This window comes from Streptomyces apocyni (genome assembly GCF_009739465.1).
In the GTDB taxonomy this organism is placed as follows: domain Bacteria; phylum Actinomycetota; class Actinomycetes; order Streptomycetales; family Streptomycetaceae; genus Streptomyces; species Streptomyces apocyni.
The window spans coordinates 159,789-184,681 of the sequence record NZ_WHOM01000051.1; the positions used below are offsets into that span (position 1 = coordinate 159,789).

A 24,893-nucleotide genomic window follows, 5' to 3' on the forward strand; every position below is an offset into this window, starting at 1 on the left:
CTCGGCAGGAGGCCCTAGGCCTCCGTGAAGCGGTCGCGCAACGTGCGCTTGAGGATCTTTCCGCTGGCGTTGCGCGGGAGTTCGGACACGAACAGGACGCGCTTGGGGGCCTTGAACGGGGCCAGGTGCTCGCGTGCGTGGGTGATGAGTTCGGTCTCGGTGAGCTGGCCGCGCGGGACGACCACGGCGGTGACCGCCTCGATCCAGCGGTCGTCCGGCAAGCCGATCACGGCGGCTTCGGCGACCTGGGGGTGGGTGTACAGCGCGTCCTCGACCTGGCGTGAGGCGACCAGCACTCCCCCGGAGTTGATCACGTCCTTCACTCGGTCGACGACGGTGAGGTATCCCTCTGCGTCGCGTACGGCGAGGTCGCCTGAGCGGAACCAGTCACCGCGGAAGGCCTCCGCCGTCTCCTGCGGCTTGTCCCAGTAGCCCTCGCACAGTTGCGGCGAACGGTAGACGACCTCGCCGGGTGTGCCGTCCGGCACGTCCTTGCCGCTCTCGTCGACGACCCGGGCCTCGACGAACAGCACGGGCCGCCCGCAGGACGCGAGGCGGCCGTCGTGCTCGTCGGGCCCCAGCACGGTGGCCAGCGGGCCGATCTCGCTCTGGCCAAAGCAGTTGTAGAAGCCGAGTCCGGGCAACCGGGCGCGCAGCCGTTCCAGCACCGGGACCGGCATGATCGACGCGCCGTAGTACGCCTTGCGCAGCGCGCTCAGGTCGCGGGTGGCGAAGTCGTCGTGCTGGGACAGGCCGATCCACACCGTGGGCGGCGCGAACAGGCTGTCGTGACCCGCCTCGACGAGGTCGAAGATCGCGGCGGCGTCCGGTGCGTCCAGGATCGTGTTCTCGGCGCCGACCGCCAGGTAGGGCAGCAGGAATACATGCAGCTGGGCCGAGTGATACAGCGGCAGCGAGTGGATCGGCCGGTCGGTGTCCTCCAGGTCCAGGGCGTGGATCGCGCTGACGTACTCATGGACGAGCGCCCGGTGCGTCATCATCGCGCCCTTCGGCAGCGCGGTCGTCCCCGAGGTGTAGAGCAACTGGGCGAGGTCCTCGTCCCGCGGCGCCGGACCGTCGTACGGTGCGCTGGCCGCGAGCCGGGTGAGGAGCGAGTCGTCCGCGTCGCGCAGGGCCAGCGCGGGTGGTCCTGCGGGGAGGCGCTCGGCCAAGTCCGGGTCGGTGAGGACCAGCGCGCAGCCGGACTGCCGGACGATGTACGCGAGGTCGTCGCCGGTCAGTTGGTGGTTGACCGGGACGTGCACCAGGCCCGCCCGGGAGCAGCCGAGGAAGCCGATCAGGTACGCGTCGGAGTTGTACCCGTACGCGGCGACCCGGTCGCCGGGCTCAGGGCCCGCCTGGCGCAGCACCGTGGCGGCGCGGGAGACCGCCGCGTCGAGTTCGGCGTAGGTCCAGGCGCGGTCGGCGTAGCGGACCGCGGTGCGGTCCGGAGTACGCCGGGCGCTGCGGCGGAGCATGGCGTCGACCGTGTTGCTGCGTACACCCGTCATGGCGTGATCCTGTGCCGTGCGCCGGACGTGGGTCAAGTCGTGTGCGTGCGCGGGGAACCCGCCCGGAAGGGCTGCCGCTGTCCGGTGGCCCGCACCCTGCCCTCTCGCACCCCGGGTTGCCGCGTGCTCGGGATGATCAGCAAGATGGCGCGCATGCCTACCTGTACCGCAGCCGACGGGACCGTACTCGCCTACCACGTCGTGGGTGAGGGCCCACCCCTGCTCTGTCTGCCCGGCGGCCCCATGCGCGCCTCCGCGTACCTGGGCGATCTGGGTGGGCTGGCGAAGTGGCGTCGGCTGGTGCTGCTCGACCTGCGGGGCACCGGGGACTCCAGCGTCCCGGCCGATCCAGCGAGTTACCGCTGTGACCGGCAGGTCGCCGATGTCGAGGCGCTGCGGGCGCACCTCGGCCTGGACCGCGTCGATCTGCTCGCGCACTCGGCGGGCGGCGATCTCGCCCTGCTGTACGCGGCCCGGCACCCTCGGCGGGTCCGCACGCTCACCCTGGTCACCGCGCGCGCTCGCGCGCTGGGCGTCGACTTCAGCGCGGAGCATCGCCGGGAGGTGGCGGCGCTGCGTACCGCCGAGCCGTGGTTCGAGGGCGCGCGCGATGCGTACGGCAGGATCTGGGACGGCTCCGCCACGGACGCGGACTTCGACACCGCGGCCCCGTTCTTCTACGGCCGCTGGGACGCGGCCGCCCAGGCGCACGCCTCCTCCGAGGTGACGCAGACCAGCGACGAGGCCGCGGAACGCTACGCGTCTCCTGGCGCCTTCGACCCGGCCACGGCCCGCGCCGCCTTGGCCGCGTGGGAGGGCCGGGTGCTCGTCTACGCGGGGGAATTGGACAGTGGCCCGCTCCCCCGGGTCGCCGCGCGGATCGCGGAGCTGCTCCCGGGCGCCGAACTGGCCGTCCAGCCGGGCGCCGGACACTTTCCGTGGCTCGACGACCCCGACTCGTTCACGCGGACGGTCACGGCGTTCCTCGAAGAACGGCCCGACAGGAGCTAGGAGCTAGGGACTCACACCTGCCGTGAGTGGCCTTCCCAGTACGGTTCGCGTAGCCGCCGTTTGTAGAGCTTGCCGTTGGGGTCGCGGGGCATCGTCTCGATGAAGTCGACGCTCCTGGGCCGCTTGTAGCCCGCGAGACGGCGCTCGCAGTGGGCCAGGATGTCGGCGGCGAGGGCGTCCCCCGCCGGGTGGCCGTCGGCGGGTTCGACGACCGCCTTCACCTCCTCGCCCCAGTCGGCGTGGGGGATGCCGAAGGCCGCGGCGTCGGCGACCGCGGGGTGGGTGAGCAGTTCGGACTCGATTTCGGCCGGGTAGATGTTGACCCCGCCCGAGATGATCATGTCGATCTTGCGGTCGCGGAGGTACAGGTAGCCGTCTTCGTCAAGGAGGCCGAGGTCTCCGACGGTGAAGAAGTCGCCGATGCGGTTCTTCTCGGTCTTGGCCTGGTCCTGGTGGTAGCGGAATCCGCCGGTGGTCATCTTCATGTAGACGGTGCCGAGTTCGCCGGGTGGCAGTCGGTTGCCGTCGTCGTCGAAGATGGCGAGTTCGCTGATCGGCCAGGCCTTTCCGACGGTCCCTGGCTTCTTCAGCCAGTCCTCGGCGGTGGCGAAGGCCCCGCCGCCCTCGCTGGCCGCGTAGTACTCCTCGACGCAGGTACCCCACCAGTCGATCATGGCGCGTTTGACGTGGTCGGGGCAGGGCGCGGCGCCGTGGATGGCGTGCCGCAGGGAGGAGACGTCGTACGCGGTGCGGACGGCTTCGGGCAGGGCGAGCAGGCGGTGGAACTGGGTCGGGACCATGTGCGTGTGGGTGCAGTGGTGCGCGTCGATGAGGCGGAGCATCTCCTGAGGCGTCCACTTGTCCATGAGGATCAGCGGATGGCCGATGTGCAGGGACGCGGCCGCGAACTGGAGCACCGCGGTGTGGTAGAGCGGCGAGCACACCAGGTGGACGTTGTCGTCGTACGGCTTGATGCCGAAGATGCCGAGGAAGCCGCCGAGGTACGTCTCCTCGGGGAGCTTGCCCGGCAGGGGGCGGCGGATGCCGCGTGGGCGTCCCGTGGTGCCCGAGGTGTAGTTCATGACCCAGCCGAGTGTGCGGCCCTCGGGGACCGAGTCCTGGTGCCCGTCCAGGAGTTCGGCGTACGGGCGGAAGCCCTGGGCCGTGCCGACCGTGTACCGGTGGCTGGCGGGCAGCTTCGCCTCGTCGGCGGCCGCGGTCGCCGCGTCGGCGAACCGTTCATGGGCGATGAGGACCTTGGCGCCGGAGTCGGACACGATCCAGGCGATCTCCGGGCCGACCAGGTGGTGGTTGACCGGGACCAGGTAGAGCCCTGCCTGGGCCGCGGCGAGATAGGCGCTGATGAACTCGACACCGTTGGGCAGGACGACGGCGAAGGCGTCGCCGCGCTCCAGGCCCGCGGCGCGCAGTCCGCGCACCAACCGGTTGACGTCCGCGTGGAGCTCCCCCGCGGTCCACCGGGTGCCGTCGGGGGCGAGCAGGATCGTACGCTCTGGGTCGGCGGTGGCCTGTGCCCAGAAGCCGTTGGGTGCTGTGGTGGTCGGCATGGTGCTCTCCTCTCCCTCTCCTCAGGCGCGTCCGGCGATGCGGTTGACGCGGTCGATGGCACGCTCGAAGCCGCGGGTGAGGTCGTCGAAGACCTGCCGCACGCTGCGCTCGGAGTTCATCCGGCCGACGATCTGGCCGACCGGTGTACCGAGCAGCGGTTCGACTTCGTACTTCTGGATGCGGGACACGGCTTCGGCGACGAGCAGGCCCTGGAGCGGCATGGGCAGGGGGCCGGGCCCTTGGGGATCGTCCCAGGCGTCGGTCCATTGGGTACGCAGCTGACGTGCGGGTTTTCCGGTCAGGGCCCGGGAGCGCACGGTGTCGCCTGAGCCCGCGGCGAGCAGCTTCTCGGTCAGCTTGCGGGAGTGGAGTTCGGCCTCGGCGCAGGTCAGCCACAGTGAGCCGAGCCAGACGCCCTGTGCGCCGAGGGCGAGGGCGGCGGCTATCTGCTCGCCGCTGCCGATGCCGCCCGCCGCGAGCACGGGCAGCGGGGCGACGGCCTCGACGGCCTCCGGGGTGAGCACCATGGAGGCGATCTCGCCGGTATGGCCGCCCGCCTCGTAGCCCTGGGCGACCACGATGTCGATGCCCGCGTCCGCGTGTTTGCGCGCGTGCCGGGCGCTTCCGGCCAGGGCGGCGACCAGGATGTGGTGGCGGTGGGCGCGGTCGATGACGTCGGCGGGTGGTGAACCGAGGGCGTTGGCGAGGAGTTTGATCGGGTAGTCGAAGGCGACGTCGAGTTGGCCGCGGGCGACCTGCTCCATCCAGCCGGTGATACGCCAGCCCGAGGCCTCACCGTCGGCGAGCTCCGGGACGGCGTGTTTGGCCAGGGTGTCCCGGACGAACTCGCGGTGCGCCGGGGGGATCATCGCCTCCACGTCCGCCTCGGTCAGTGTCTGGCTCCCCGGGGCCTCCACCTTCTTGGCGGGCATCACGACATCGAGTCCGTAGGGCTTGCCCTCGGTGTGGTCCTGCATCCAGTCGAGGTCGCGCTTGAGGTCGTCGGGCGCCGTGTAACGGACCGCGCCGAGCACGCCGAAGCCACCGGCCCGCGTGATCGCGGCCGCCACGGCGGGGAACGGCGTGAAGCCGAAGATGGCGTGCTCGACTCCCAGTTGCTTGCTCAGCTCCGTCTGCATGTGCGCAGGATGCCGCAGCGGCGGCGCCGAGGGAAGAGATTTTCTGATGGAGTGTCAGATCATGGGAGATCGGCGCTGTTCAGGGGGTTGGACGGTTCAGGGGGTTGGGCGGTTCAGGGGGTTGGGCGGTTCAGGGGGCGGCGCCGTTCAATACCACCATCGCCGCGTTGTGCCCGGGGATGCCGCTCACCCCGCCGCCGCGCACCGCGCCTGCCCCGCACAGCAGGACGTTGGGGTGTGCGGTCTCCACGCCCCAACGGCCGCTGCCTTCGGTGGCGTAGGGGAAGGCGAGGTCGCGGTGGAAGATGTTGCCGCCGGGCAGCCGTAGTTCGCGTTCCAGGTCGAGGGGGGTCTTGGCCTCGATACACGGTCGGCCGTCGGCGTCGGTGGCCAGGCAGTCGGCGAGCGGCTCGGCCAGGTGGGTGTCCAGCTGCGCCAGGGTCGACGTGAGCAACTCCTCGCGTACGGCGTCGTGGTCGTGGGTGAAGAGCCGGGCGGGGGTGTGCAGTCCGAACAGCGTGAGCGTCTGGTAGCCCGCCGCCGCCAGGTCGGGGCCGAGGATCGACGGGTCGGTGAGCGAGTGACAGTAGATCTCCGACGGCGGCGCAGAGGGCAGCCGACCGGCCGCCGCCTGCATGTAGGCCGTCGCCAACTGCTCGTAGCCTTCCGAGACATGGAAGGTTCCGGCGAAGGCCTCGCGCGGGTCGACCGACGGGTCGCGTAGCCTCGGCAGCCGCTTGAGCAGCATGTTCACCTTGAGCTGGGCTCCCTCGGCGGGCGGTGGGGGTGTCTCGCCGAGCAGCGCGGCGAGCGCCTCGGGTGAGGCGTTGACCAGGACGTGCCGGGCCGCGGCGGTAGCCTCGCCGTCCACCGCGGCGGAGGTGACCTCGGCGTGGGTGCCGTCGGTGTCGATACGGGTCACCTCGCGCCCGGTGACGATCTCGGCGCCCGCCTCGCGTGCCGCGCGGGCCAGGGCGTCGGTGAGCGCCCCCATGCCGCCGACCGGCACATCCCAGTCTCCCGTTCCGCCGCCGATGACGTGGTAGAGGAAGCAGCGGTTCTGCCGTAGGGAAGGGTCGTGGGCGTCGGCGAAGGTGCCGATCAGGGCGTCGGTGAGGACGACGCCGCGCACCAGGTCGTCGGCGAAGTGCTCCTCGACGGCGACACCGATCGGCTCCTCGAACAGCATCCGCCAGGCGTGGTCGTCAGCCACCTGGCGGCGCAGCTGCGCGCGGGTGGGGAGCGGCTCGGTGAAGGTCGGGAAGACGCGCTGCGCGACCTGGGCGGTACGGGCGTAGAAGCGCTGCCATGCCTGGAACTCCCGGTCTGAACCGGTGAGTTGCCGAAGGCCCTCGCGGGTACGGGCGGCGCTGCCCGCGATCAGCAGTCCGGTGGACCGGCCGTCGCGCTCGGTCGGCGTGTACGAGGACACGTCCCGCTTACGGACCGCGAAGGTCAGCCCGAGGTCCCGGACGATCTTCCGCGGCAGCAGGCTGACCAGGTACGAGTAGCGGGAGAGCCGGGCGTCGAGCCCGGCGAAGGCCTGGCTGGAGACGGCCGCTCCGCCGGTGTGGTCCAGGCGCTCCAGGACCAGCACGCGGCGTCCGGCGCGGGCGAGGTAGGCGGCGGCGACGAGGCCGTTGTGTCCGGCGCCGACGATGACGGCGTCGTAGAGGCGTGGGACGGGCATGGCTCTTCGTAACACGCGAGGCCGCGGCGGCGACACCGGAACACCCCGGCCTCGCGCTCAGTGGCCGCGATCAAGCCACTCCTGGAGGTGCGGCGCCTCGGCGTCGATCGTCGTCGAGTCGCCGTGGCCGGTGCGGACCACCGTCTCCGGTGGCAGGGTGAGCAGCCGGTCCCTGATCGAGTCGATGATCGTCGGGAAGTGCGAGAACGAGCGCCCGGTCGCGCCGGGGCCGCCCTGGAACAGCGTGTCGCCGCTGAAGACGGTCGAAAGGACCGGAGCGTACAGGCAGACGGCGCCAGGGGCGTGGCCCGGAGTGTGCAGCACGGTGAGGTCCGTACGGGCGATGGACAGCCGCTGGCCGTCGGACAGCAGGGCGTCGGGGAGGCGGTCGGGGTGGGTCTGCTTCCACAGCGGGAGGTCGTCGGCATGGAGCAGGATGGGCGCTCCGGTGCGCGCGGCGAGCTCGGGGGCCGCGTCGATGTGGTCGTTGTGAGCGTGCGTGCAGACGACGGCGCGCAGGGTGCGGTCCCCCAGTGCGGCGGCGATCGCGTCGGCGTCGTGCGCGGCGTCGATGACGATCGCCTCGTGGTCGTCGCCGACGATCCAGACGTTGTTGTCGACGTCCCAGGTGCCGCCGTCCAGGCTGAAGGTGCCGGAGGTGACGAGGTGCTCGATGCGGGCGCCGGTCATCACAGCATCACCACCGAACGGAGCACATCGCCCTGGTGCATCCGCGCGAAGGCCTTCTCGAGGTCGTCGAGCGCGATCGTCTCGGTGACGAAGGCGGCCAGGTCGATACGGCCCTGCTGGTGCAGGTCGATGAGCATCGGGAAGTCGCGCGAGGGGAGACAGTCGCCGTACCAGGAGGACTTCAGCGCGCCGCCCCGGCCGAACACGTCGAGCAGCGGCAGATCCAGGGTCATCTCGGGGGTGGGAACGCCGACGAGGACGACCGTGCCCGCCAGATCCCGTGCGTAGAAGGCCTGTTTGTACGTTTCGGGGCGGCCCACGGCCTCGATGACGACATCGGCGCCAAAGCCGCCGGTGAGCGCCCGGATCGCCTCCACCGGGTCGGTGTCCCGGGAGTTGACGGTGTCGGTGGCGCCCATGGCGCGGGCGGTGTCGAGCTTACGGTCGTCGATGTCGACGGCGATGATCCGTGCCGCGCCCGCGAGGCGAGAGCCCACGACGGCGGCCGCGCCCACCCCGCCGCAGCCGATGACGGCCACCGAGTCGCCGCGTGTGACGTTGCCGGTGTTGAGGGCCGCGCCGATTCCGGCCATCACTCCGCAGCCGAGCAGCCCGGCCACGGCGGGCGAGGCGGAGGGGTCCACCTTGGTGCACTGTCCGGCCGCGACCAGTGTCTTCTCGGCGAAGGCGCCAATGCCCAGGGCCGGGGAGAGCGCGGTGCCGTCGGTGAGGGTCATCCGCTGCTGGGCGTTGTGGGTGTCGAAGCAGTACCAGGGGCGGCCGCGGCGGCAGGCCCGGCACTGGCCGCACACCGCACGCCAGTTGAGGATGACGAAGTCGCCGGGCGCCACCTCGCTGACGCCTTCGCCGACCGACTCCACGACGCCCGCGGCCTCGTGGCCGAGCAGGAAGGGGTAGTCGTCGCTGATGCCGCCCTGCTTGTAGTGCAGATCGGTGTGGCAGACGCCGCAGGCCTCCACCCGCACCACAGCCTCTCCCGGACCCGGGTCCGGGACCAGGATCGTCTGGACCTGCACCGGTTCGTTCTTGCCGGGGGCGATGACACCACGTACCTGCTGGGCGGCCATGTCACGCTCCTTTCACCTAGCGGGCGTTTCTCTCAGGGTCAGGGTGTCATGGGTCATCGTCCAGGCGCCGGGGGGCCGGGGGTTCGAAAGGTCGGGGACAGGTGCTCACTGGCCCTGGCTGCCGCGCTGTTGGCGCAGGGCCGCGACCCGGCGGTAGAGGTCGGCGGCCTCCGCGCCGCGGCCGAGTTGTTCCAGGCAGTGCGCCTCGTCGTTGCGGCTGGCCAGGGCGTCGGGGTGGTCGGCGCCGAAGACCCGCTCGCGGGCGGCCGCGACCTGGCGGTACTCCGTGAGGGCGTCCGCCCAGCGGCCGAGCCAGCCGAGACTGACGGCCACCTCACGGTGGCTGACGAGGGTGTCCAGGTGATCCGCGCCCAGCACCCGTTCGCGGCGGGCGCCGACGTGGCGGGCCACGGCCAGGGCCTCCTCCCAGCGGCCCAGGCGGCCGAGGTTGACGCCGAGGCCGTGCCGGGCACGCAGCGTCTCGGGGTGGTCGGGGCCCTGCACGCGGGTCCGGTCGTCGACCAGGTCCCGGTAGAGGGCGAGGGCTTCGACGCTGTGGCCGAGGCGGCCCAGGCTGATGCCCACCTCGTAGCGGGCGGCCAGGGTGTCCAGGTGGTCGGGGCCCAGGGCCTGGCGCCGAGCCTCGGCGACCTCGCGGTAGGTTTCCAGCGCTTCGTTCCAGCGTCCCAACTGGCCGAGGGTGTAAGCGACTTCGTACTGAGTGACCAGAGTGTCGGGGTGGCCGGGCCCCAGCACCCCGGCGCGGGCGGTGGCCACGTCCAGAGCCATGCGGTAGGCGTCCTCAAGGCGGCCGAGCCTGCTGAGGTTGAAGGCGAGGTTGTGGCGGCAGCGCAGGGTGTCGGGGTGGTCGGCGCCCATCGTCCGCTCGCGGGACGCGAGTACCGCCGCGTACACCTGGTGCGCCTCGAAGTGCCGGGCGAGCTGGCCCAGTACGTACGCCGTCTCCTGCCGGGCGGCGAGGGTGTCGGGGTGGTCAGGACCGAGTGCGCGCTCGCGGCCCGCGGCGACCCGGTCGTACTCGCGCAGGGCGTCGGCGGGGCGTCCTGTGCGGCTGAGCGCGAACCCGACCTCGTACCGGCTGGCGAGGGTGTCGGGATGGTCGGGGCCGAGGGCGTGCTCGCGCTCGGCGGCGACCGCGCGGTGCACCTCACCGGCCTCTTCCCAGCGGTCGAGACGGCCCAGGCTCAGCCCCGCGTTGTGCCGGCCCGTGAGGGCGGACAGGAGTGCGGGGGACGGTGTGGGGCGCTTCTGGCGCGGTGGCACGGTGGGTGCGAGCCGGTCGGTGCGCGGGGTCCATTCGCCGGTGAGTCCGGCCGCGTCCAGCGGGGTGCCTCGCGGGGCTGAGCCGCCGCCCGCCTTCTTGCCGGTGGTCATCCCGCGGGTCCAGGACGGCAGCCGTAGCTCACGGGGCGCGCTGCCGTGCCCCGTCACGCCCTGTGGCTGGTCGGGGCGCGCGCCCGTGGGCCGGACCACCACGGTGGGCACCCGCAGGGCCGCGGGCGGTGTCCCGGCGCGGCCGTCGGCGATCTGGTGGGCCAGTTGCCGCGCGTCGTGCGGTCGGGCCTCGGGCTCCTTGGCGAGCAGGTCGAGGACGAGGTGCTCGAAGAACGTGGGCAGCTCCGGGCGGTGCTCGCGCGGCGGCGTGGGCGCCGTGTCGCGGTGCCCGACCAGCACGGCCCAGGCGTCGTCGAGGTCGAACGGCGGGGCGCCGGTGGCGATCTCGTACAGCACACAGCCCAGCGAGTACAGGTCGCTGCGATGGTCCACCGGGGCGCCGCTGATCTGCTCGGGCGACATGTAGTGCGGGGTGCCCATGGCGATGCCGGTGCCGGTGAGCCGCGAGGTGAAGCCGATGTCGTGACCGAGGCGGGCGATGCCGAAGTCGCAGATCTTCACCGTGCCGTCGGTGAGCCGCATGATGTTGGCGGGCTTCAGGTCCCGGTGCACGATGCCCTGGTCGTGGGTGTAGGCCAGGGCGTGGGACACCTGCTCGGTGATCTCCACGACGTCGGGGACGGCCAGCGGATGCGCCTTGTTGTCCTCCAGGAGCTGACTGAGGTTGCGCCCCTCCAGCAGCTCCATCACCAGGTACAGCACCCCGTCGCACTCGCCGAAGTCATGGACGACGGTGACCCCGCGGTGCTGTAGCGCCGCCGCGACGCGCGCCTCGCGCCGGAAGCGCTCGCGCAGCACCCGGGTGAAGGAGGGGTCGTGCTGCGGGCCCAGCGGTTTCAGGCACTTGACGGCGACTCCGCGGCCCAGCGACTCGTCGCGGGCGCGCCACACCTCGCCCATACCGCCACGCCCGATCAGCTCAAGCAGCCGGTACCGGCCCTGGATCAGCCTGGTGTCCGCCATCGCGTGCTGTCGCCCCCGTCGCCTCGCTGCGCCCTCCCCGGCGTGTCCAGTATGGCCGTCTGGCCGCGCGGTGTGTACGGTGCCGGGCGGCTGCCGGGCCCGAGGCGTGCCATGGCGCGCAGGATGTGCTTGGGGGGCAGCTGCCAGCGGACCCGGGCGGGTATGCAGCGCAGCAGGTTGCTGGTGGCCCGCAGCCGCAGGTCCACGGTCTCGGGCGGCGGGGCTGGTCTGCCGTACAGCGTGTGGGCCCAGGGCGGCAGCGTGCCGTACGCGAGGTTCTCCACCCGACGCCACAGCAGCTCCCGCGCGGGGGTGAGCAGCGGATGGATCGGGGGGCGGCGCAGGAAGTCGTCCACGTCGTGGGCCTCCGGCCCGGCCGCGAGCTGGGGCCGTATCCGTGTGAAGTAGGCGGCGAGCTCCGCCCGGTCGGCCGGTACGCCGTGTGGGTCGAGGCCGATCAGGCGGGCGCTGGCGCGCTGTTCGTCGATGTAGCGGTCGGCTTCGGCGTCGCTGACCGGCAGGCCCGAGTGCTGGGCGACATACAGATACGAGTCGATCTCGGCGCAGTGCACCCAGAGCAGCAGCGCGGGCTCGTCGACGCCGTAGCGTTCGCCGGAGTCCGGGTCGGTGGCCTTGAGGCGACGGTGAATGCCCCGCACCCGGGCCGCGGCCCGCTCGGCCGCCTCGGTGGTGCCGTAGCTGATGGTGCCGACGAAGTTGGCCGTACGCAGCAGCCGCCCCCAGGCGTCCTGGCGGAAGTCCGAGTTCTGGAGGACGCCACGGAGGGCACGCGGGTGCAGCGCCTGGAGGTAGAGCGCCCGCACTCCCGCGATCCACATGGCGGGATCGCTGTGGAGCTGCCAGGTGACCGATGAGGGCCCGAAGAACCCGGGGTCCGCCGTACGCACGGGCCGTACCTCCCTCGCCCCTCCCCGGGGCCAGACCGTGTGGCCGGACCCTTTGTCTTCAGGCTAGTCCCCCGTCGAGTCGCGTCCGCGGGCGGATGCGCGCATGATCGGTGCCGGAAAGCGGGAAAGACGGGAAAGCGGGAAAGAAGGAGGCACCTCATGAGCACCTCGGTCACCGACGCCGAAGCGGAGCGCCGGTTCGAGGCGCGGGTCGACGGCAGCTTCGCCGGGTTCGCCGACTACCTCCGTACGGAGGAGCTCGTCGTGTACCCGCACACCGAGGTCGACCCCGCCTACGAGGGCCAGGGTGTGGGCAGCGCCCTCGCTCGCGCCGCGCTGGACGACGCGCGGCGCCGCGGCCTGCGCGTACTGGCCACCTGCCCGTTCATCTCGGGCTGGATGGCCCGCCACCCTGAGTACCAGGACCTCGCCTACCAGAACCGCAGCCAGGCGACGGACTAGCCGGACTAGACGGCGTGGGCGGACTCGCGGGCTAGCCGCGGGCCGAACGGAACCAGTGCTGCTCGCCCGGAGCCACCGCGACCTGGCGTCCTCCGGGCAGGATCAGCGGCAGCGGGCCCTGCGGTCCGCCGGGCACCGTCACGCCCAGGCGCCCCGGGAGGAGCCGGATGCGGACGCCGCAGTGGCCCCGGTAGCAGAACGTGAACGACAGGTGCGGGATCTCCCGGAGCGGCATCGGGTCGACGCGCAGCCCGTCGGCCCCCGCCTCCAGGCCCGTGAGGGCTCGTTCGGCGAGGTCGATCGTGCCCGCCATCGCCCCGAGGTGGATGCCCTCACCGGTCGTCCCGCCCTGGATGTCGGTGACATCGCTGAGCAGTGCCTCCTCGTAGTACCGCCAGGCGTCCGCCCCGCCCTGGCGGGCGAGCACCCAGCCGTGGACCAGACTGCTGAGCGTGGATCCGTGGCTGGTCCGCTGGAGGTAGTACGCGACGGTCGCCCGCCACGCCGCGTCGTCCAGACCGTAGCCGAGCCGGGCGAACAGCTCGTGCAGCACGGCGGGCCGGAAGACGTAGCCGAGCATGAGCGCGTCGGCCTGCTTGGACGCCTGGTAGCGGTTGACCGTGTCGCCCTCGGCTTCCAGAATCCGGTCGAGTCGGCGGATGTCGGAGTAACGGGCGCGGTACGCCTCCCAGTCCAGCTCCGCGAGTGCGCCGTACCCCTCGAACTGGCTGATCACACCGGCGTGGAAGGGCACGTACAGGCGGCGGGAGATGTCCTCCCACCGGTCGAGCGCCGCGCGGTCGACGTCGAGGCGCTCGAAGAGTTCGTCGCGTCGGGTGCGCGGCAGTTCCTCGATCAGTTCAAGCCCGCGCGCCAGGACCCACGCGGCGGTCACGTTGGTGTAGGCGTTGTCGTCGATGCCGGGGGCGGCCGCGTCGGGGTAGGCGTCGTGGTACTCGTCCGGTCCCAGCACACCGCGAAGGCGATAGCGCCCGCAGGTGTCGTCGTACGCGGCGGCTCCCGCCCAGTAGCAGGCGACCTCGAGCAGCAACTCCGCTCCGGGGCCGTACATGAAGCAGGTGTCCCCGGTGGTGCTCCCGTACCGCCAGACGTCCAGGGCGATGGCCGATCCGACGTGCCGCTGGAGATGCGAGTGGTCGGGCAGCCAATGGCCGGAACGGGGATTGAGGTGCAGGGACTGCGTCTCCTCGTCCCCTGAACTGCCGCTCTGCCAGGGGAACATCGCGCCGTAGCCCCCCGTGCGCCGGGCCGCGGCCTTGGCGGCCGGCAGGCGGCGGTGGCGGTACATGAGCAGCGCCCTGGCCACCTCGGGGAAATGCAGGGTCACATACGGCATGACGAACAGCTCGTCCCAGAAGATGTGACCGCGGTACGCCTCCCCGTGCAGCCCCCGTGCGGGCACGCCCGCGTCGAGCTCGGCGGTGTGCGGGGAGAGCGTCTGCAGGACGTGGAAGAGGTGCAGCCGCAGGATCCGGCCCGATTCGCCGGGAACGTTCAACTCGCCCTGGCTCCACAGGCGTTCCCATGCCGCCCGGTGGGTGGCGAGGAGCGTACGGAAGGCGGGCGCCGCCGTGGCGTGGTCCGTGGCGAGGGTCAGCGGGTCACCGGGCGGCCGGTCCAGCGAGGTGTACAGGGCCGCCGTCTTCACGACGGTGGCGGAGCGGTCGGGGGTCAGCGGCAGCCGGTACGTCTGGACCGCGGTGGCGGCCGTGCAGCCGCCCCCGGCCGGGACAAGCGGCCGCGTGGTGGTTCTGACCGCCACACCAATGCCGATCCGCGACGCGGAGGTCCGGCAGGACAGCCAGGCCACACCCTCCGGCTCAACTCCACAGCGGTGATCGGCGAGGTGGCGTCCGGCGAGATCGCGGTACCGCGCGACTCCGGCATTGGTCACGTCCCCGTCGAGGATCGACTCCACCTCGATCTGCCCGTTCCAGCCGTACGCGTGGAACGTGGTCCGCTGCGCGGCGAGATACGCGTCGCCCATGTGGACGATCCGGGTGTGCGTGACATCCAGACGGCGGCCGTCCCCGTCCCGGTACTCCATGCGCCGGGTGAGGGTTCCCGTACGCAGGTTGAGGGTGACCCGATAGTGGTGCAACTCCGGTGCGTCCGGCGTCAGCCAGTCTCCCGGCGGGGCACCGGCGGGCAGGCACCGGTAGCGCAGGCGTAGCGCGTTGGGCAGGTTGACCATGTCCTCGTTGTCGACGTGTTTCCCCGACACCTCCGAGACGAGGCGGTTGAAGCAACCGGCCGCGTAGGTCCCCGGGTAGTGGATGGTGTCGGCGGACACCTCCGGGGCGGCGCCACGGATGGCGAACCTGCCGTTGCCGAGGGTGCACAGGGCTTCCACGACCCGTTCCGTCTCGGGGTGGTATGTGTCGTACTCCCACGTCCACAGCGAGCTCATGGTGGCGCTCCTGACGTTGACGTCAGTTCGGGCAGCGGGGTCAGATCGGCCGCCACCACGTCGGCGCCGTGCTCGAGCAGGGCCGCGCGCCCGCCGGGCTTCTCCGCGCGGTCGATGCCCACGACCAGGCCGAAGTGGCCGCGCTGGCCTGCCTCCACCCCGGCGAGCGCGTCCTCCACCACGGCCACCTGAGCAGGCTCGACGTCCAGGCGCCGAGCGGCTTCCAGGAACAGCGCCGGGTCGGGCTTGCCCGGCAGGGCCAGGCGGGCGGCATCCGTTCCGTCCACGACCAGCTCGACCAGCTGGAGGAGTCCGGCCACTTCCAGCAAGGGCCGAGCGTGCCGGGAAGCGGATACGGCGGCGCATCGTACCGCCGCTCCCGCCAGAGCTTCGAGTACGGGCTCCACGTCGGCGAACGGCTCGACGGGCTGGGACCGTAGCGTCCGCGCGAAGGCCTTCTCCTTGCGGGCGGCGACCGCCCACACCGTCCCGCAGCCTGGCGCGTCAGCGGGCGCGCCCGAGGGCAGGTCGATGCCCCTCGCGGTCAGGAACGCGAGCGCCCCGTCGTAGCGGGGCTTGCCGTCGACCAGTTCCCGGTACTCCCCCTCCGCGTCGAAGGGCCGCTGCGGCGCTCCGTCGGCCCCCCACTCCTCCAGGCAGCCGTCGAAGGCCGTCTTCCACGCGGCCGCGTGCAGCGCCGCCGAGTCGAGCAGCACCCCGTCGGTGTCGAAGACGACGGCCCGGACCGGCTTCACTGAGGCACCGCGCGGCGGCCGGTGATCCGTACGGGGGTGATGGACATCCAGTACGTGCGGTCGCCGCCCGCCCAGGGCAGGGAGCGCGCGACGGCGTCCAGCCGCCGCAGGGCTTCAGCGTCGGTGACGCCCTCGACCGCGCCGACCACCAGGACGCTCCAGCCCGTCTTCATCACATCGTCGATGTGATCGACCTCGAAGGCCACCTGGGTACCGGCCGCGCGCGCGAGCAGCGCGTCGCCCTCGGTCCGAAAGGCGATCTCGTTGCCGGCGACGACGTAGTTGACCGGGAAGATGCCGGGGCCGTCCGGGGAGACGATCGCGACCCGGCCGATGCCGTGCGTGGACAGCAGCCGACGGCACTCGGTCTCGCTGAGCTTGACGAGTTCGGACTCCAGCCAGGCGGTTCCCCGGCCAGGTGGTCGATCGGTGGTGACGCCGGTCAGTTCGGCGATGGTCGTGCCGAGCTCCCCGGCGAGGCGCACGAGCGTACCGGTGCTCGGGTGTGCGGCCCGCTCCTCCAGGTAGGCGAGGTACGAGACGTCCATCCCGCAGCGCTGTGCCAGCTGCTCGCGGGTGTAGCCGAGCTCGACGCGCCGGGCGGCGATCCGGCGGCCCAGGTCCGTATGTCCGACTGCCCGGGCGGTCGGCTTTGGGGTCGTGCGGGGCATGTTGTTCACTTCCCTGCGGTCTGCGCGGTCGCCTCGCGCCCGGCTCTGCTCCCCTTCCAGGGTTTCGCGGAACCGCGAGGGCGCAACCGGGAGGCATCGGATCGCCCGGATGGCGTACGACCGCTCACTCTGGGTAACGACTCAGAGGAGCGCCTGCCCCGTGTGAGAAGGCGGCAACCTTTTCGCCTCGTGCGGCCACTGAGCAGTGCACCATCGGCTCGATCTTCCGAACGGACGGTAATGACGACAGCGAGGCAGGCCGCGCGGCAGCGCAGGCGCAGACGCAGGCTCATGCTGGCGACCACGCTGGCGGTGGCCGCCGCGAGTGTTCTGGCCTACCTGGTCATAGGGTGGCTCCCCGACCGGAGGGAAGGCGCGGCGCCTGCCGCCGCGACGCCCGCCGCCTCCGCCCAGGTGAGGGCCGCCACCCCGACCGGGACGGACACCCCGAACGCGTCGGAGTCGCCGAACGCGTCGGAGTCGCCGACCGCGTCGGGTTCGCCGAGTGCGTCGGGTTCGCCTTCGCCGATTGCGACCGGCGCCCCTGTTCCGACGGCCGGTGAGACCACCGCCCGGGCACGACCGTCAGCCACGGACACCACCACCCCGCAATCCTCGCGAACGGCGTCCACCACAGCACCACCGTCGGCAGGGCGCATTCGGCCCGGCGGCACCTACACCGGGGTCGCCACCGCCTATGAGGCCAAGGACGGAAACGGCGCCTGCCTGCTCGGCCCGAGTCCCGACCTCATGATCGCGGCCATGAACACCACGGACTACGAGACGTCCAGGGCGTGCGGCGCGCATATACGCGTCCGCGCGGCCAACGGCAAGTCGATCACCGTACGGATCACCAACGAATGCCCGCTGCCCTGCGCACCCGGGCAACTCGACCTCAGCCAGGAGGCCTTCGCCAAGCTCGCCGACCTCAAGGTCGGCCGTATCCCGATCACCTGGGAGCTGCTGAGCCCCAGCACCTCCGAGACGGTCTCCATCAGATACAAGTCCGGTTCCAGTCCCCATTGGTGCGCCGTCCAGGCGATCGGCCACCGGAACCCGGTCGCGCGCCTGGAGGTCAAGTCCGGCGACGGCTGGCGGCAGTTGCCCCGCACCGCGTACAACTACTTCCTTTCCGCCAACGGCGGCGGGTGTGGCAACTCGATCAGGATCACGGACATCTACGGAGAACGGCTGACCGTCACCGGGATCGCGCTACGGCCGGACGCCGTCCAGCCGACCGGGGTTCAGTTCGCCCGACACTGACCCCGGCCTCGGCCCTGATGCCGGATCAGCCGCCGTTGATGGTCAGGTGGTTGGTGCGGAAGTCGCGTCCACCGGACGACGAGGTGATCTCATAGCCGAACTGGACGTCGCCGATGGTCTCGTTGCCGGGCATCCAGCCCTTGGTGTAGGCGATCCAGTGGAGGATCGGCTTGATGTCCACGGTGCCGGAGCGGGAGTCGGACGTCCGCAGGAACGAGAACACCTGGTTCGACCCGTTGGTGCCCTTGTAGACGTTCCAGTGGTGCCCGCCGAGCGTGACGTTGTCCTGCCAGGTGCCGAGCGGGCCGACGGGTCCGGTGGAGTTGACCCAGAGCATGATCTCGTAGTCGTGGTCGGTGTCCCAGATGTCGTACGACGTGTTGTACGCGCCGGACGACGGCACGGTGACGTTGTAGTCGCTGGTGAGCCAGCCGAGGGAGTCGATCGTCTTGTTGATCGTTTTCGTTGAGTTGGGGTAGGACTTGATGCCGCCGGTGTTGGGGTGGTCGGCCCAGACACCCCAGCTGGTCCCGGAGTTGGCCCAGACGCACTGGCTGCCCGCGCCGGAGCCCCAGATGTTGTTGTAGAGCCGGTAGCCGTCGAGGCTGGTGTTGCCCCACTGGTGACAGGAGTTCCAGACCGCTGCCGAAGCGGGGGCGGAGGCGAGGCCGACGGTGATGCCGAGAGCCATCGTCGGCGCGAGCACCGCCATGGTGATCTTGCGTAGGCTGCTTTTGACCATGGTGTTCCTTCCATGGGTGGGGGGAAGTGTGGGGGTTGCTACCACGCCCCCATGCTGAGGACGTGGTCCTCTCCGGCGACGAGGTCGATCAGCTCCGCGTCGCCGGAAGAAGTCCTGACTTCGATACGGACGGTGCGCGTCGGTCTCAGGACCGCCCTCGCCCCGTCGGGCGCCCAGCTCAGATCGGCCTCGGCACCGAACCGCGTGCGGATGCCGGTGAGGCGGCCCGCCGGGAGAGTGGGCGGGAGCGCGGGCAGGAGGACCAGCCGGTCGGGGGTCGACTGGAGAAGCGTCTCGATCAGTACGGCGGGCAGGGTGTGCGCGGCGTCCGCGTTGTAGACGTGGCGGTTCGGGTAGTGGGCGCTCATCAGGGAGGTGTGGAAGAAGTCGCCGCCCAGCACCTGGTCGAGGGCGTGGGCGACGCGGTCGCCATCCCTGAGGCGGGCCGCGATGAGCGCGTGGTGGAGGTGGCCGTGCGCGGAGTCGTTCCCGGCGCCGCGCAGTGCGAGGGCGCGGTGGGCGGCGGCGGCGAGGTCGGGGGTGTCGTACGGGGTGATCTCGGCCAGCGGCCAGACGCCGTAGAGGTGGCTGAGGTGGCGGTGGTCGTAGGAGTCCGCCAGGCCCGGCCAGGCCCATTCGGCCAGGGCGCCGTCGTCGTTGATCCGGTGCGGCGGGAGCCGGTCGGCGAGGGCGCGCCAGCGGTCGGCGTCCGGGGTGTCCGGGTGGTGGTCGGCTGCCGTACGCAGGGCGTGGCGGGCCGCCGACAGGTCCATGGCGGCGTTGATCGTGACCCAGCTCGCGTTCGCCGGGCGGTTCTCCGGGGAGTAGGAGGGGACGACGACGAGCTGGCCGTTGGCGTCGGTGCGGGTGAGGAAGTCCTCGTAGAACACGGCGACTTCGGCGAGGGCGGCGGCGGTGCGGGGGTCGTGGGTGCCGTGCGTCTCGTCGTGGTCGACGAGTGGCCCCAGCAGCCAGTCGGCGCCCGCGGTCCACAGGTGGAGGGGGTATTCGCGGCTGAAGTGGTACGCGTGGCCGGACTCGCCGTCGCTGTGGGCGGGGGCCACCACGCCGCGGGTACCGAAGACCGCGCGGGCGTTGTCGCGCCAGTCGGGGAGCTGGCGGTGGATCAGGTTCGCGTGGGCCTCGGTGACCTCGGGGAGGGCGGCGGACGCGGCGGACGCGGTCTGGAGGTTGAGGTTGGCGTCGTGGGTGAACGCCCCCGACCAGGCGGTGTCCCAGTCGCCGGTCCACAGGCCGGTCAGGCGGGGTGGGAAGAGGCCGCTGGCGGACAGCAGGTGGTAGCGGCCAGCCGCGAAGAGCCGTTCCAGGAGGGCGGCGCTGCGCGGCTGCTTCAGCAACTCCGATCCGGACAGGGCGCGTTCGGCGGGGTCGGCCGCGAGGTCGAGGGTGACACGCGCGTAGGCCGTGCGGTGGAGGGCGACGTGGCGTTCGAGGAGCTCCTCGTACTCCGTGGGGAGGTCCCGCAGGGCCCGGCCTTCCGCCGACACGTCGAGTTCGCCGGTGTGCCGTCGGACCCGGGTGAGGAGCAGCACGGAACGGGCGCCCTCGATGTGCGCGCGGGGCGGGGAGAGGGTCGTCGTGCCGCCGGTGACGACGACCAGGGTGACGCCGGTGAAGGCGCGGTCGCTGCTGCTGTCACTGGCGGGGTAACGGGCTCGCAGGCTCAGCAGGGCGCCCTCGGGGGTGATGACGGCTCCGTGACCGACGGCCAGGTTGCCGGGGGCGCCGGGGAGGCGGTGGTCCAGGGAGATGTCGAGGTCGAGGGTGCGGCCGGGGCCCGTGAGGTGCTGGACGATCACGTCGTCGGCCCGGGAGACGAAGACGCGGCTGGTCCAGTCGGCGCAGGCCGCCCGTACGACGCCCGTGGTGAAGTCGACGTCGCGGCGGTAGTCGACGCCGTCACCGGCGGTCCGGACCAGGCTGACCTGGAAGGCGGGGTGGAAGGGCTGCGCCCACTGGTGCGGGCGCCCGTCGGTGAAGCCCTCCGCCGCGGTGTGGTCGCCTGCCAGGAGGCGGTCCTGGAGCGCGGGGAGTTCGGCGGCGAGCCGGGGCGGACGGCGGTGCGCGTCGTCGCCGCCCGGCCGTACCAGGGTGTGATGTGTGACGACGACCCGCTCCGCGTTCGGGTCGCCGAACACAAGGGCGCCGTGGTGGCCGTTACCGCTCAGGAAGCCGTCCTCCCAGCGGTCGGCCGGGTGTGGCTCCCAGGTGCCGTGGCGGGGCCCGTCGATCGCGGTCATGGCCGGAGCACCGCCACGCCGTAGCGGCCGAGGGTCACCCGGTCGGTGACGGTCTCCCCCGTCAGCAGGTCGTGGTGGGTGCCGGGCACCTCGACGGTCACCGGCTCGCGGCCGTGGTTGAGCACGAACAGCGCCTCGCCCCGCCGTACGGCCTCCACCTGCTCCGGGAGGCCGTCGAGCACCGGCCGGACACCCGCGCCGAGCGCGATGCGGGCCAGCAGGTCGCGCAGCGCGTCCGGCTCCGGGAGCGTGGAGACGTACCAGGCCCGGCCCTTGCGCAGGACGGCGGGCAGCCCGTCGAGTTCACCGCCCTGGTACGGCACGGTCTCCTCGGCGGTGCCGTCGGCCTCCAGCTCCTCGGACCACAGGGACGCCCCGAAACCCTCGCACGAGACGGTCTCCCCCGCGTCCAGCGGCCACCACTCGTGCAGCGTGCGGATGCCGAACAGCTCGCGCAACCGGACGTCCATGCCGCCGGGGCGTACCCGGTCGTCCTCGTCGGCGACGCCGGTCTGGAAACCGCAGACGAGGGTGCCGCCCCGCTGGACGTAGCTGAGGAGGTTGTCGATCGCCGCGTCGGTGAGCGCGTACAGCTGCGGCACGACGACGAGGGGGTACGGCGTCAGGTCGTGCTCGGGGTGGGCGAAGTCGGTGATCAGGTGCGCCTGCCAGAGGGCTCGGTGCCAGGCGCGCAGGATGTCCGGGTAGTCCACCTCGGTGGACGGGCGGCCGTCCTGGGCACCGGCCCACCAGGCGTGCCAGTCGTGCAGGACCGCGACGGAGGCGGGGAGGGTCCGACCGGTCACCTCGGCGCCGATCCGCTCCAGGTCCGCGCCGAGTTGTGTGACCTCCTGGTAGGTCCGGCCTTCCTCCCCGGCGTGGCTGACCATGCCAGAGTGGAACTTCTCCGCGCCCTGCCGGGACTGCCGCCACTGGAAGTAGCAGACGGCGTCGGCGCCCCGGGCCACGGACTGGAGGGACCAGAGCCGGTTGAGGCCCCGGGGCTTGGGATGGTTGACGCCCCGGGAGTTGACGGGTCCGGCCGCCTGCTCCATGAGCATCCACGGCCCACGCGCCTGGGAGCGGGTCATGTCCTGGACGAGGGCGCCGCTCTGCGCGCCCAGCGGGTCGCGCGGGTCGGGATAGATGTCGACGGAGACGACGTCCTCCTCCGCCGCCCAGCGCCAGGCGTCCTGGCCGATCCACAGCGGCATGAAGTTGCTGGTGACCGGGGTGTGCGGGGTGTGGCGGCGGACGATGTCGCGCTCGGCGACGTAGCACTCCAGGAGCATGTCGGAGGTGAAGCGGCGGAAGTCCAGGACCTGGGTGGGATTGCGCAGGTAGTGGGGCAGGCGGGGCGGCAGGATGCCGTCCCAGGTGTCGTAGCCCTGGCTCCAGAAGGCGGTGCCCCAGGCCTCGTTGAGGGCGTCGAGTGAGCCGTACCTCTCGCGCAGCCAGCGGCGGAAGGCGGCCGCGGCCTCGTCGCCGTAGTCGAAGGTGCAGTACTCGTTGTTGATGTGCCACATCGTCAGGGCCGGATGGCCGCCGTAGCGGGCGGCGAGGTCCTCGGTGATGGCCGCGGCGTAGCGCCGGTAGGTGGCGCTGGAGTGCGAGAAGTGCTGTCGGCCGCCCCACCACTCGGTGCGGCCGTCCTCGGTGACGGGCAGGGTGTCGGGGTGCAGTCGGCCCATCCAGGGCGGGGGTGAGGCGGTGGGGGTGGCGAGGACGACGCCGATGCCGTGCGCGTGTGTCAGGTCCATCAGCGTGTCCAGCCAGCCGAACTCCCGGGCGCCCGGCTCCGGTTCCAGCGTCGACCAGGAGAAGACGCCGAGGGTAACCGAGTTGACCCCGGCGGCCTTCATCAGCCGGATGTCGTCGTGCCAGGTCTCCTCAGGCCACTGCTCGGGGTTGTAGTCGCCGCCGAAGAGAAGGCGGCCGCGGGTGGCGTCGCTCAGGCCGGGCATCAGGCGGGCTCCCCGTACTGCACACCGCGTCCGTTGGTGGCGACGTAGACCCGGCCGTACACGCGCGGGTCGCCGGTGATGGCGGCGCCGGTCCAACCCCACTGGTGCTGGTCGTCGTTGATCCGCGCCCAGGTCTTCGCCTCGTCGTCGGAGCGGTGGATGGCGTTGGGGCCCTCGATGGCGCCGACCAGGTAGATCGCCGGGAAGGAGGCACCCGTGGCGGCCTTGCCGAAGCCCAGGGTGTGCGAGCCCCGGCAGCTGCCGACCTTGGTGAAGGTGGCGCCGGCGTCGGTGGAGCGGTACAGCCCGTTGTCCTTGGCGCTGAGCCACAGGTCACCGGAGCGCCCAGGGGCCGCGACCAGCTGGAAGTCCGCGTCGCCCGAGGGCAGGCCGGTGGCTTGCGCGGTGAACGTCAGGCCGCTGTCGGTGCTGGCGTGGAACGTGCCGGAGGTCGTGTCGTAGGCGTAGAAGGATCTCGGGTCCACCGGGTCCGCGACCAGGACGGCGCCCTTCGGGAGGGAGTTGACCTCGGACCAGGTGGCGCCGTTGTCGACTGAACGGTGCGCCCGGTACACGGTGCCGTCCCAGTGGGTGAAGGACCACAGCAGCACGCTGCCGTCGGCGTTGGTCGCGATCGGCCCCGGCGCGTCCTTGGCGATGGCGGGCTGTGCCGTGAACGGCGCCCAGGTCCGCCCGCCGTCGTTCGAGTAGGCGCCGTTGCCGTGGTCGCCCCATCCGGCGCGGACGACGTACGAGGGCTTGGCCGCGGCCTGCGCGAGCCCGGTAGCGGACCCGAACACGGGGTTGGACGCCATTCCGCGCGACGGGGACGCGTTGAGCGACTCGTGGTACATGACTCCGATGTCCCCGTTGCCGCTGATCAGGTGGGCCTTCCCGGTCGGCGGCGAGATCAGCTGGCGGACGGACGTCTCCTCCAGGCCGCGGATCTGCGGAGCCCAGTGCTTGAGGTCGCGCGTGCCGTACAGGGTCGCGCCGGTGCCGTAGACGATGTGCCGGGAGTCGTACGGGTCGAGGCCGACGGCTTGGACCCACCAGCCGAACTTGGGCGCGTCGTTGCCCCACTTGAGATAGGGGGTCTCGGACACGTCGAGTACGGCGTCGTCCTTGAGGGATGTCCAGGTGCGGCCGCCGTTGGTGGAACGGAAGACGGTGTCGATCTCGGCCCAGCGGTTGTTGGTGGACACGACGAGCGTCCCTGGACGGCGGGCGTCGACAGCGACACCGCCGTAGCCGAACGCGTCGGTGGACTCGCCATCGGTCGCGGTTCCGCCCGGCTTCACCGGGGTGACGTCGGTCCACTTGCCGTTGACCGTACGCAACGTGTGCACGCTGCCGTCCGACTGCCCGTTGGGACCGGGGGCGTTGGAGTACGTCACGTACAGCGCGCGGGTGAAGCGGTCGTAGGCGGCGCGGACCGGCACCTTCGCGGAGGTACCGGAGGGCTGCCCGGGGACAGGCTCCCAGGTCTTCCCGTCGGAAGAAGTGCGGTACAGATTGGGGCTGTCGGCGGTGCCGTCGGAGTCGCCCCAGCCGGCGTAGACGGTACGGCCCGCGGCGACGAGGAGGGTGATGCCCTGGCCGGTCGCGCTCGGGGCGGCGGGGAAGCTCACCGCGTTCCAGGTGGCGCCCCGGTCGGTCGACTTGAGGAGCCCGTCGTGCCGGGTGCCGAGCCACAGGGTGTCGCGGTTCCGCGGGTCGACCAGGAGCCGTTCACCGCATCCCCGCCCGTCCTCATTGGCGCCCAGCTTCACGGTGAGGTCGGTGCGCTTCCAGGTGGCACCCCGGTCCTCGGACCGCAGTACGGCCCCGTTGCCGGCCCAGGGCTGCGTGTACGTGCCGAGGGCCAGGTACAGCCGGTTCGGGTGGGCCGGGTCGACGGCCATGGCCTCGACGCCGAGCAGGTTCCAGTCGTCCCAGCCGAGATGGTCGGTCAGCGGGATCCAGCGCTCGGTACGGTCGTCCCACCGGTAGGCGCCCCCGATGTCGGTCCTGGCGTAGGCAAGCCCGCGCACCGACGGGTGGAACAGCACCCCCGTGATGAACCCGGTGCCCCCCATGACGGCGTTGCGCCACCGGTAGCCGCACTTGGCGGCGGCCGCGGGAGCGACTGCCTCGCGAGCGGCCGCCCGCGCCTGCCCCGCGAGCGTCGGCAGGGAGACGACCGCAGCGGCGGCAGCCGAACCGGCGAGGACGGAACGCCGACGGAGGTTGGACGTGCTCATGACACACCTCGTTCTGTGTTGTGGCGCACGCTGACCCCCGGCGGTAGGCCGTCGGCTGCGGTGTCGCGATCGGGACTGGCCAAGCTGAGCCGAAAGCGGACATCCCCGCACTGCGA

Annotated in this window: 19 protein-coding genes; 3 read left to right on the top strand and 16 right to left on the bottom strand. The window is 71.8% G+C overall.

Annotation, left to right across the window (positions count from 1 at the left end):
- Positions 1 to 14: 14 nt before the first annotated feature.
- Entirely contained in the window at positions 15 to 1,511 is a 1,497-nt protein-coding gene (locus tag GCN81_RS13765; protein WP_156724863.1) for an acyl-CoA synthetase, read from the bottom strand.
- Positions 1,512 to 1,664: 153 nt separating this feature from the next.
- Here GCN81_RS13765 and GCN81_RS13770 point away from each other — a divergent pair, with 153 nt between their 5' ends.
- A complete protein-coding gene (locus tag GCN81_RS13770; protein ID WP_156724864.1) occupies positions 1,665 to 2,522 on the top strand; it encodes an alpha/beta fold hydrolase in 858 nt (285 codons plus the stop codon).
- Positions 2,523 to 2,533: 11 nt separating this feature from the next.
- Here the strand turns inward: GCN81_RS13770 and GCN81_RS13775 are convergent, their stop codons facing one another.
- From GCN81_RS13775 to GCN81_RS13805, 7 genes are all read right to left on the bottom strand, one after another.
- On the bottom strand, positions 2,534 to 4,090 hold the full coding sequence (locus tag GCN81_RS13775) for an acyl-CoA synthetase (protein ID WP_156724865.1): 1,557 nt from the start codon (positions 4,088 to 4,090) through the stop codon (positions 2,534 to 2,536).
- 21 nt (positions 4,091 to 4,111) lie between these two features.
- Positions 4,112 to 5,230 carry an NAD(P)H-dependent flavin oxidoreductase gene (locus tag GCN81_RS13780; RefSeq protein ID WP_156724866.1) on the bottom strand — a complete coding sequence of 373 codons (1,119 nt, stop codon included), beginning with the start codon at positions 5,228 to 5,230 and terminating at the stop codon, positions 4,112 to 4,114.
- 130 nt (positions 5,231 to 5,360) lie between these two features.
- A complete protein-coding gene (locus GCN81_RS13785; protein ID WP_156724867.1) occupies positions 5,361 to 6,920 on the bottom strand; it encodes a phytoene desaturase family protein in 1,560 nt (519 codons plus the stop codon).
- Positions 6,921 to 6,977: 57 nt separating this feature from the next.
- Positions 6,978 to 7,610 (bottom strand): MBL fold metallo-hydrolase, encoded by a 633-nt coding sequence (locus GCN81_RS13790; protein WP_156724868.1) that lies wholly within the window; start codon positions 7,608 to 7,610, stop codon positions 6,978 to 6,980.
- A complete protein-coding gene (locus tag GCN81_RS13795) occupies positions 7,610 to 8,698 on the bottom strand; it encodes an S-(hydroxymethyl)mycothiol dehydrogenase (protein ID WP_156724869.1) in 1,089 nt (362 codons plus the stop codon). Before GCN81_RS13795 ends, GCN81_RS13790 begins: the two co-directional genes overlap by 1 nt.
- A gap of 105 nt (positions 8,699 to 8,803) precedes the next feature.
- Positions 8,804 to 11,077 (bottom strand): serine/threonine-protein kinase, encoded by a 2,274-nt coding sequence (locus GCN81_RS13800; RefSeq protein ID WP_156724870.1) that lies wholly within the window; start codon positions 11,075 to 11,077, stop codon positions 8,804 to 8,806.
- Entirely contained in the window at positions 11,059 to 11,985 is a 927-nt protein-coding gene (locus GCN81_RS13805) for an oxygenase MpaB family protein (RefSeq protein ID WP_156724871.1), read from the bottom strand. The genes GCN81_RS13800 and GCN81_RS13805 overlap by 19 nt, the downstream gene beginning before the upstream one ends.
- Positions 11,986 to 12,144: 159 nt before the next feature.
- Here GCN81_RS13805 and GCN81_RS13810 point away from each other — a divergent pair, with 159 nt between their 5' ends.
- The gene (locus GCN81_RS13810) at positions 12,145 to 12,447 is read left to right on the top strand and encodes a GNAT family N-acetyltransferase (protein ID WP_156724872.1); all 303 of its coding nucleotides are present in this window, start codon (positions 12,145 to 12,147) and stop codon (positions 12,445 to 12,447) included.
- Between the two features lie 31 nt (positions 12,448 to 12,478).
- Here GCN81_RS13810 and GCN81_RS13815 read toward each other — a convergent pair whose 3' ends face one another.
- The 4 genes from GCN81_RS13815 to GCN81_RS32860 all read right to left on the bottom strand — a co-directional run bounded on the left by GCN81_RS13815 (position 12,479) and on the right by GCN81_RS32860 (position 16,897).
- Positions 12,479 to 14,878, bottom strand: a complete 2,400-nt coding sequence (locus tag GCN81_RS13815; protein WP_156724873.1) for a glycoside hydrolase family 65 protein — start codon at positions 14,876 to 14,878, stop codon at positions 12,479 to 12,481.
- Positions 14,875 to 15,633 (bottom strand): HAD family hydrolase, encoded by a 759-nt coding sequence (locus tag GCN81_RS13820; protein ID WP_156724874.1) that lies wholly within the window; start codon positions 15,631 to 15,633, stop codon positions 14,875 to 14,877. The genes GCN81_RS13815 and GCN81_RS13820 overlap by 4 nt, the downstream gene beginning before the upstream one ends.
- On the bottom strand, positions 15,630 to 16,304 hold the full coding sequence (locus GCN81_RS13825; RefSeq protein WP_156724875.1) for a helix-turn-helix domain-containing protein: 675 nt from the start codon (positions 16,302 to 16,304) through the stop codon (positions 15,630 to 15,632). The genes GCN81_RS13820 and GCN81_RS13825 overlap by 4 nt, the downstream gene beginning before the upstream one ends.
- 335 nt (positions 16,305 to 16,639) lie before the next feature.
- Positions 16,640 to 16,897 (bottom strand): hypothetical protein, encoded by a 258-nt coding sequence (locus GCN81_RS32860; RefSeq protein WP_325065106.1) that lies wholly within the window; start codon positions 16,895 to 16,897, stop codon positions 16,640 to 16,642.
- 64 nt (positions 16,898 to 16,961) lie between these two features.
- On the opposite strand from GCN81_RS32860, the gene GCN81_RS32865 reads away from it, so the two are divergent.
- Positions 16,962 to 17,567 (top strand): expansin EXLX1 family cellulose-binding protein, encoded by a 606-nt coding sequence (locus GCN81_RS32865; protein ID WP_325065105.1) that lies wholly within the window; start codon positions 16,962 to 16,964, stop codon positions 17,565 to 17,567.
- A gap of 25 nt (positions 17,568 to 17,592) precedes the next feature.
- Here the strand turns inward: GCN81_RS32865 and GCN81_RS13835 are convergent, their stop codons facing one another.
- Genes GCN81_RS13835 through GCN81_RS13850 form a run of 4 tightly spaced genes read right to left on the bottom strand, consistent with a single transcriptional unit; the run spans position 17,593 to position 24,777 of the window.
- A complete protein-coding gene (locus GCN81_RS13835; protein WP_156724877.1) occupies positions 17,593 to 18,309 on the bottom strand; it encodes a glycoside hydrolase family 12 protein in 717 nt (238 codons plus the stop codon).
- A gap of 38 nt (positions 18,310 to 18,347) precedes the next feature.
- Positions 18,348 to 20,570 (bottom strand): glycosyl hydrolase family 95 catalytic domain-containing protein, encoded by a 2,223-nt coding sequence (locus GCN81_RS13840; protein ID WP_156724878.1) that lies wholly within the window; start codon positions 20,568 to 20,570, stop codon positions 18,348 to 18,350.
- Positions 20,567 to 22,534, bottom strand: coding sequence for a beta-galactosidase (locus GCN81_RS13845; protein ID WP_156724879.1), 1,968 nt, complete (start codon positions 22,532 to 22,534; stop codon positions 20,567 to 20,569). Before GCN81_RS13845 ends, GCN81_RS13840 begins: the two co-directional genes overlap by 4 nt.
- Positions 22,534 to 24,777 (bottom strand): sialidase family protein, encoded by a 2,244-nt coding sequence (locus GCN81_RS13850; RefSeq protein ID WP_156724880.1) that lies wholly within the window; start codon positions 24,775 to 24,777, stop codon positions 22,534 to 22,536. The genes GCN81_RS13845 and GCN81_RS13850 overlap by 1 nt, the downstream gene beginning before the upstream one ends.
- Between the last annotated feature and the right edge of the window lie 116 nt (positions 24,778 to 24,893).

Excerpts from the sequence above, each read along its gene's own strand:
- GCN81_RS13765 (WP_156724863.1), bottom strand. The coding sequence starts at position 1,511 with ATGACGGGTGTACGCAGCAACACGGTCGACGCCATGCTCCGCCGCAGC.
- GCN81_RS13790 (WP_156724868.1), bottom strand. The coding sequence starts at position 7,610 with ATGACCGGCGCCCGCATCGAGCACCTCGTCACCTCCGGCACCTTCAGC.
- GCN81_RS13835 (WP_156724877.1), bottom strand. The coding sequence starts at position 18,309 with ATGGTCAAAAGCAGCCTACGCAAGATCACCATGGCGGTGCTCGCGCCG.
- GCN81_RS13795 (WP_156724869.1), bottom strand. The coding sequence starts at position 8,698 with ATGGCCGCCCAGCAGGTACGTGGTGTCATCGCCCCCGGCAAGAACGAA.
- GCN81_RS13845 (WP_156724879.1), bottom strand. The coding sequence starts at position 22,534 with ATGCCCGGCCTGAGCGACGCCACCCGCGGCCGCCTTCTCTTCGGCGGC.
- GCN81_RS13775 (WP_156724865.1), bottom strand. The coding sequence starts at position 4,090 with ATGCCGACCACCACAGCACCCAACGGCTTCTGGGCACAGGCCACCGCC.
- GCN81_RS13810 (WP_156724872.1), top strand. The coding sequence starts at position 12,145 with ATGAGCACCTCGGTCACCGACGCCGAAGCGGAGCGCCGGTTCGAGGCG.
- GCN81_RS13825 (WP_156724875.1), bottom strand. The coding sequence starts at position 16,304 with ATGCCCCGCACGACCCCAAAGCCGACCGCCCGGGCAGTCGGACATACG.
- GCN81_RS13850 (WP_156724880.1), bottom strand. The coding sequence starts at position 24,777 with ATGAGCACGTCCAACCTCCGTCGGCGTTCCGTCCTCGCCGGTTCGGCT.
- GCN81_RS13815 (WP_156724873.1), bottom strand. The coding sequence starts at position 14,878 with ATGAGCTCGCTGTGGACGTGGGAGTACGACACATACCACCCCGAGACG.
- GCN81_RS13770 (WP_156724864.1), top strand. The coding sequence starts at position 1,665 with ATGCCTACCTGTACCGCAGCCGACGGGACCGTACTCGCCTACCACGTC.
- GCN81_RS13780 (WP_156724866.1), bottom strand. The coding sequence starts at position 5,230 with ATGCAGACGGAGCTGAGCAAGCAACTGGGAGTCGAGCACGCCATCTTC.
- GCN81_RS13785 (WP_156724867.1), bottom strand. The coding sequence starts at position 6,920 with ATGCCCGTCCCACGCCTCTACGACGCCGTCATCGTCGGCGCCGGACAC.
- GCN81_RS13800 (WP_156724870.1), bottom strand. The coding sequence starts at position 11,077 with ATGGCGGACACCAGGCTGATCCAGGGCCGGTACCGGCTGCTTGAGCTG.
- GCN81_RS13840 (WP_156724878.1), bottom strand. The coding sequence starts at position 20,570 with ATGACCGCGATCGACGGGCCCCGCCACGGCACCTGGGAGCCACACCCG.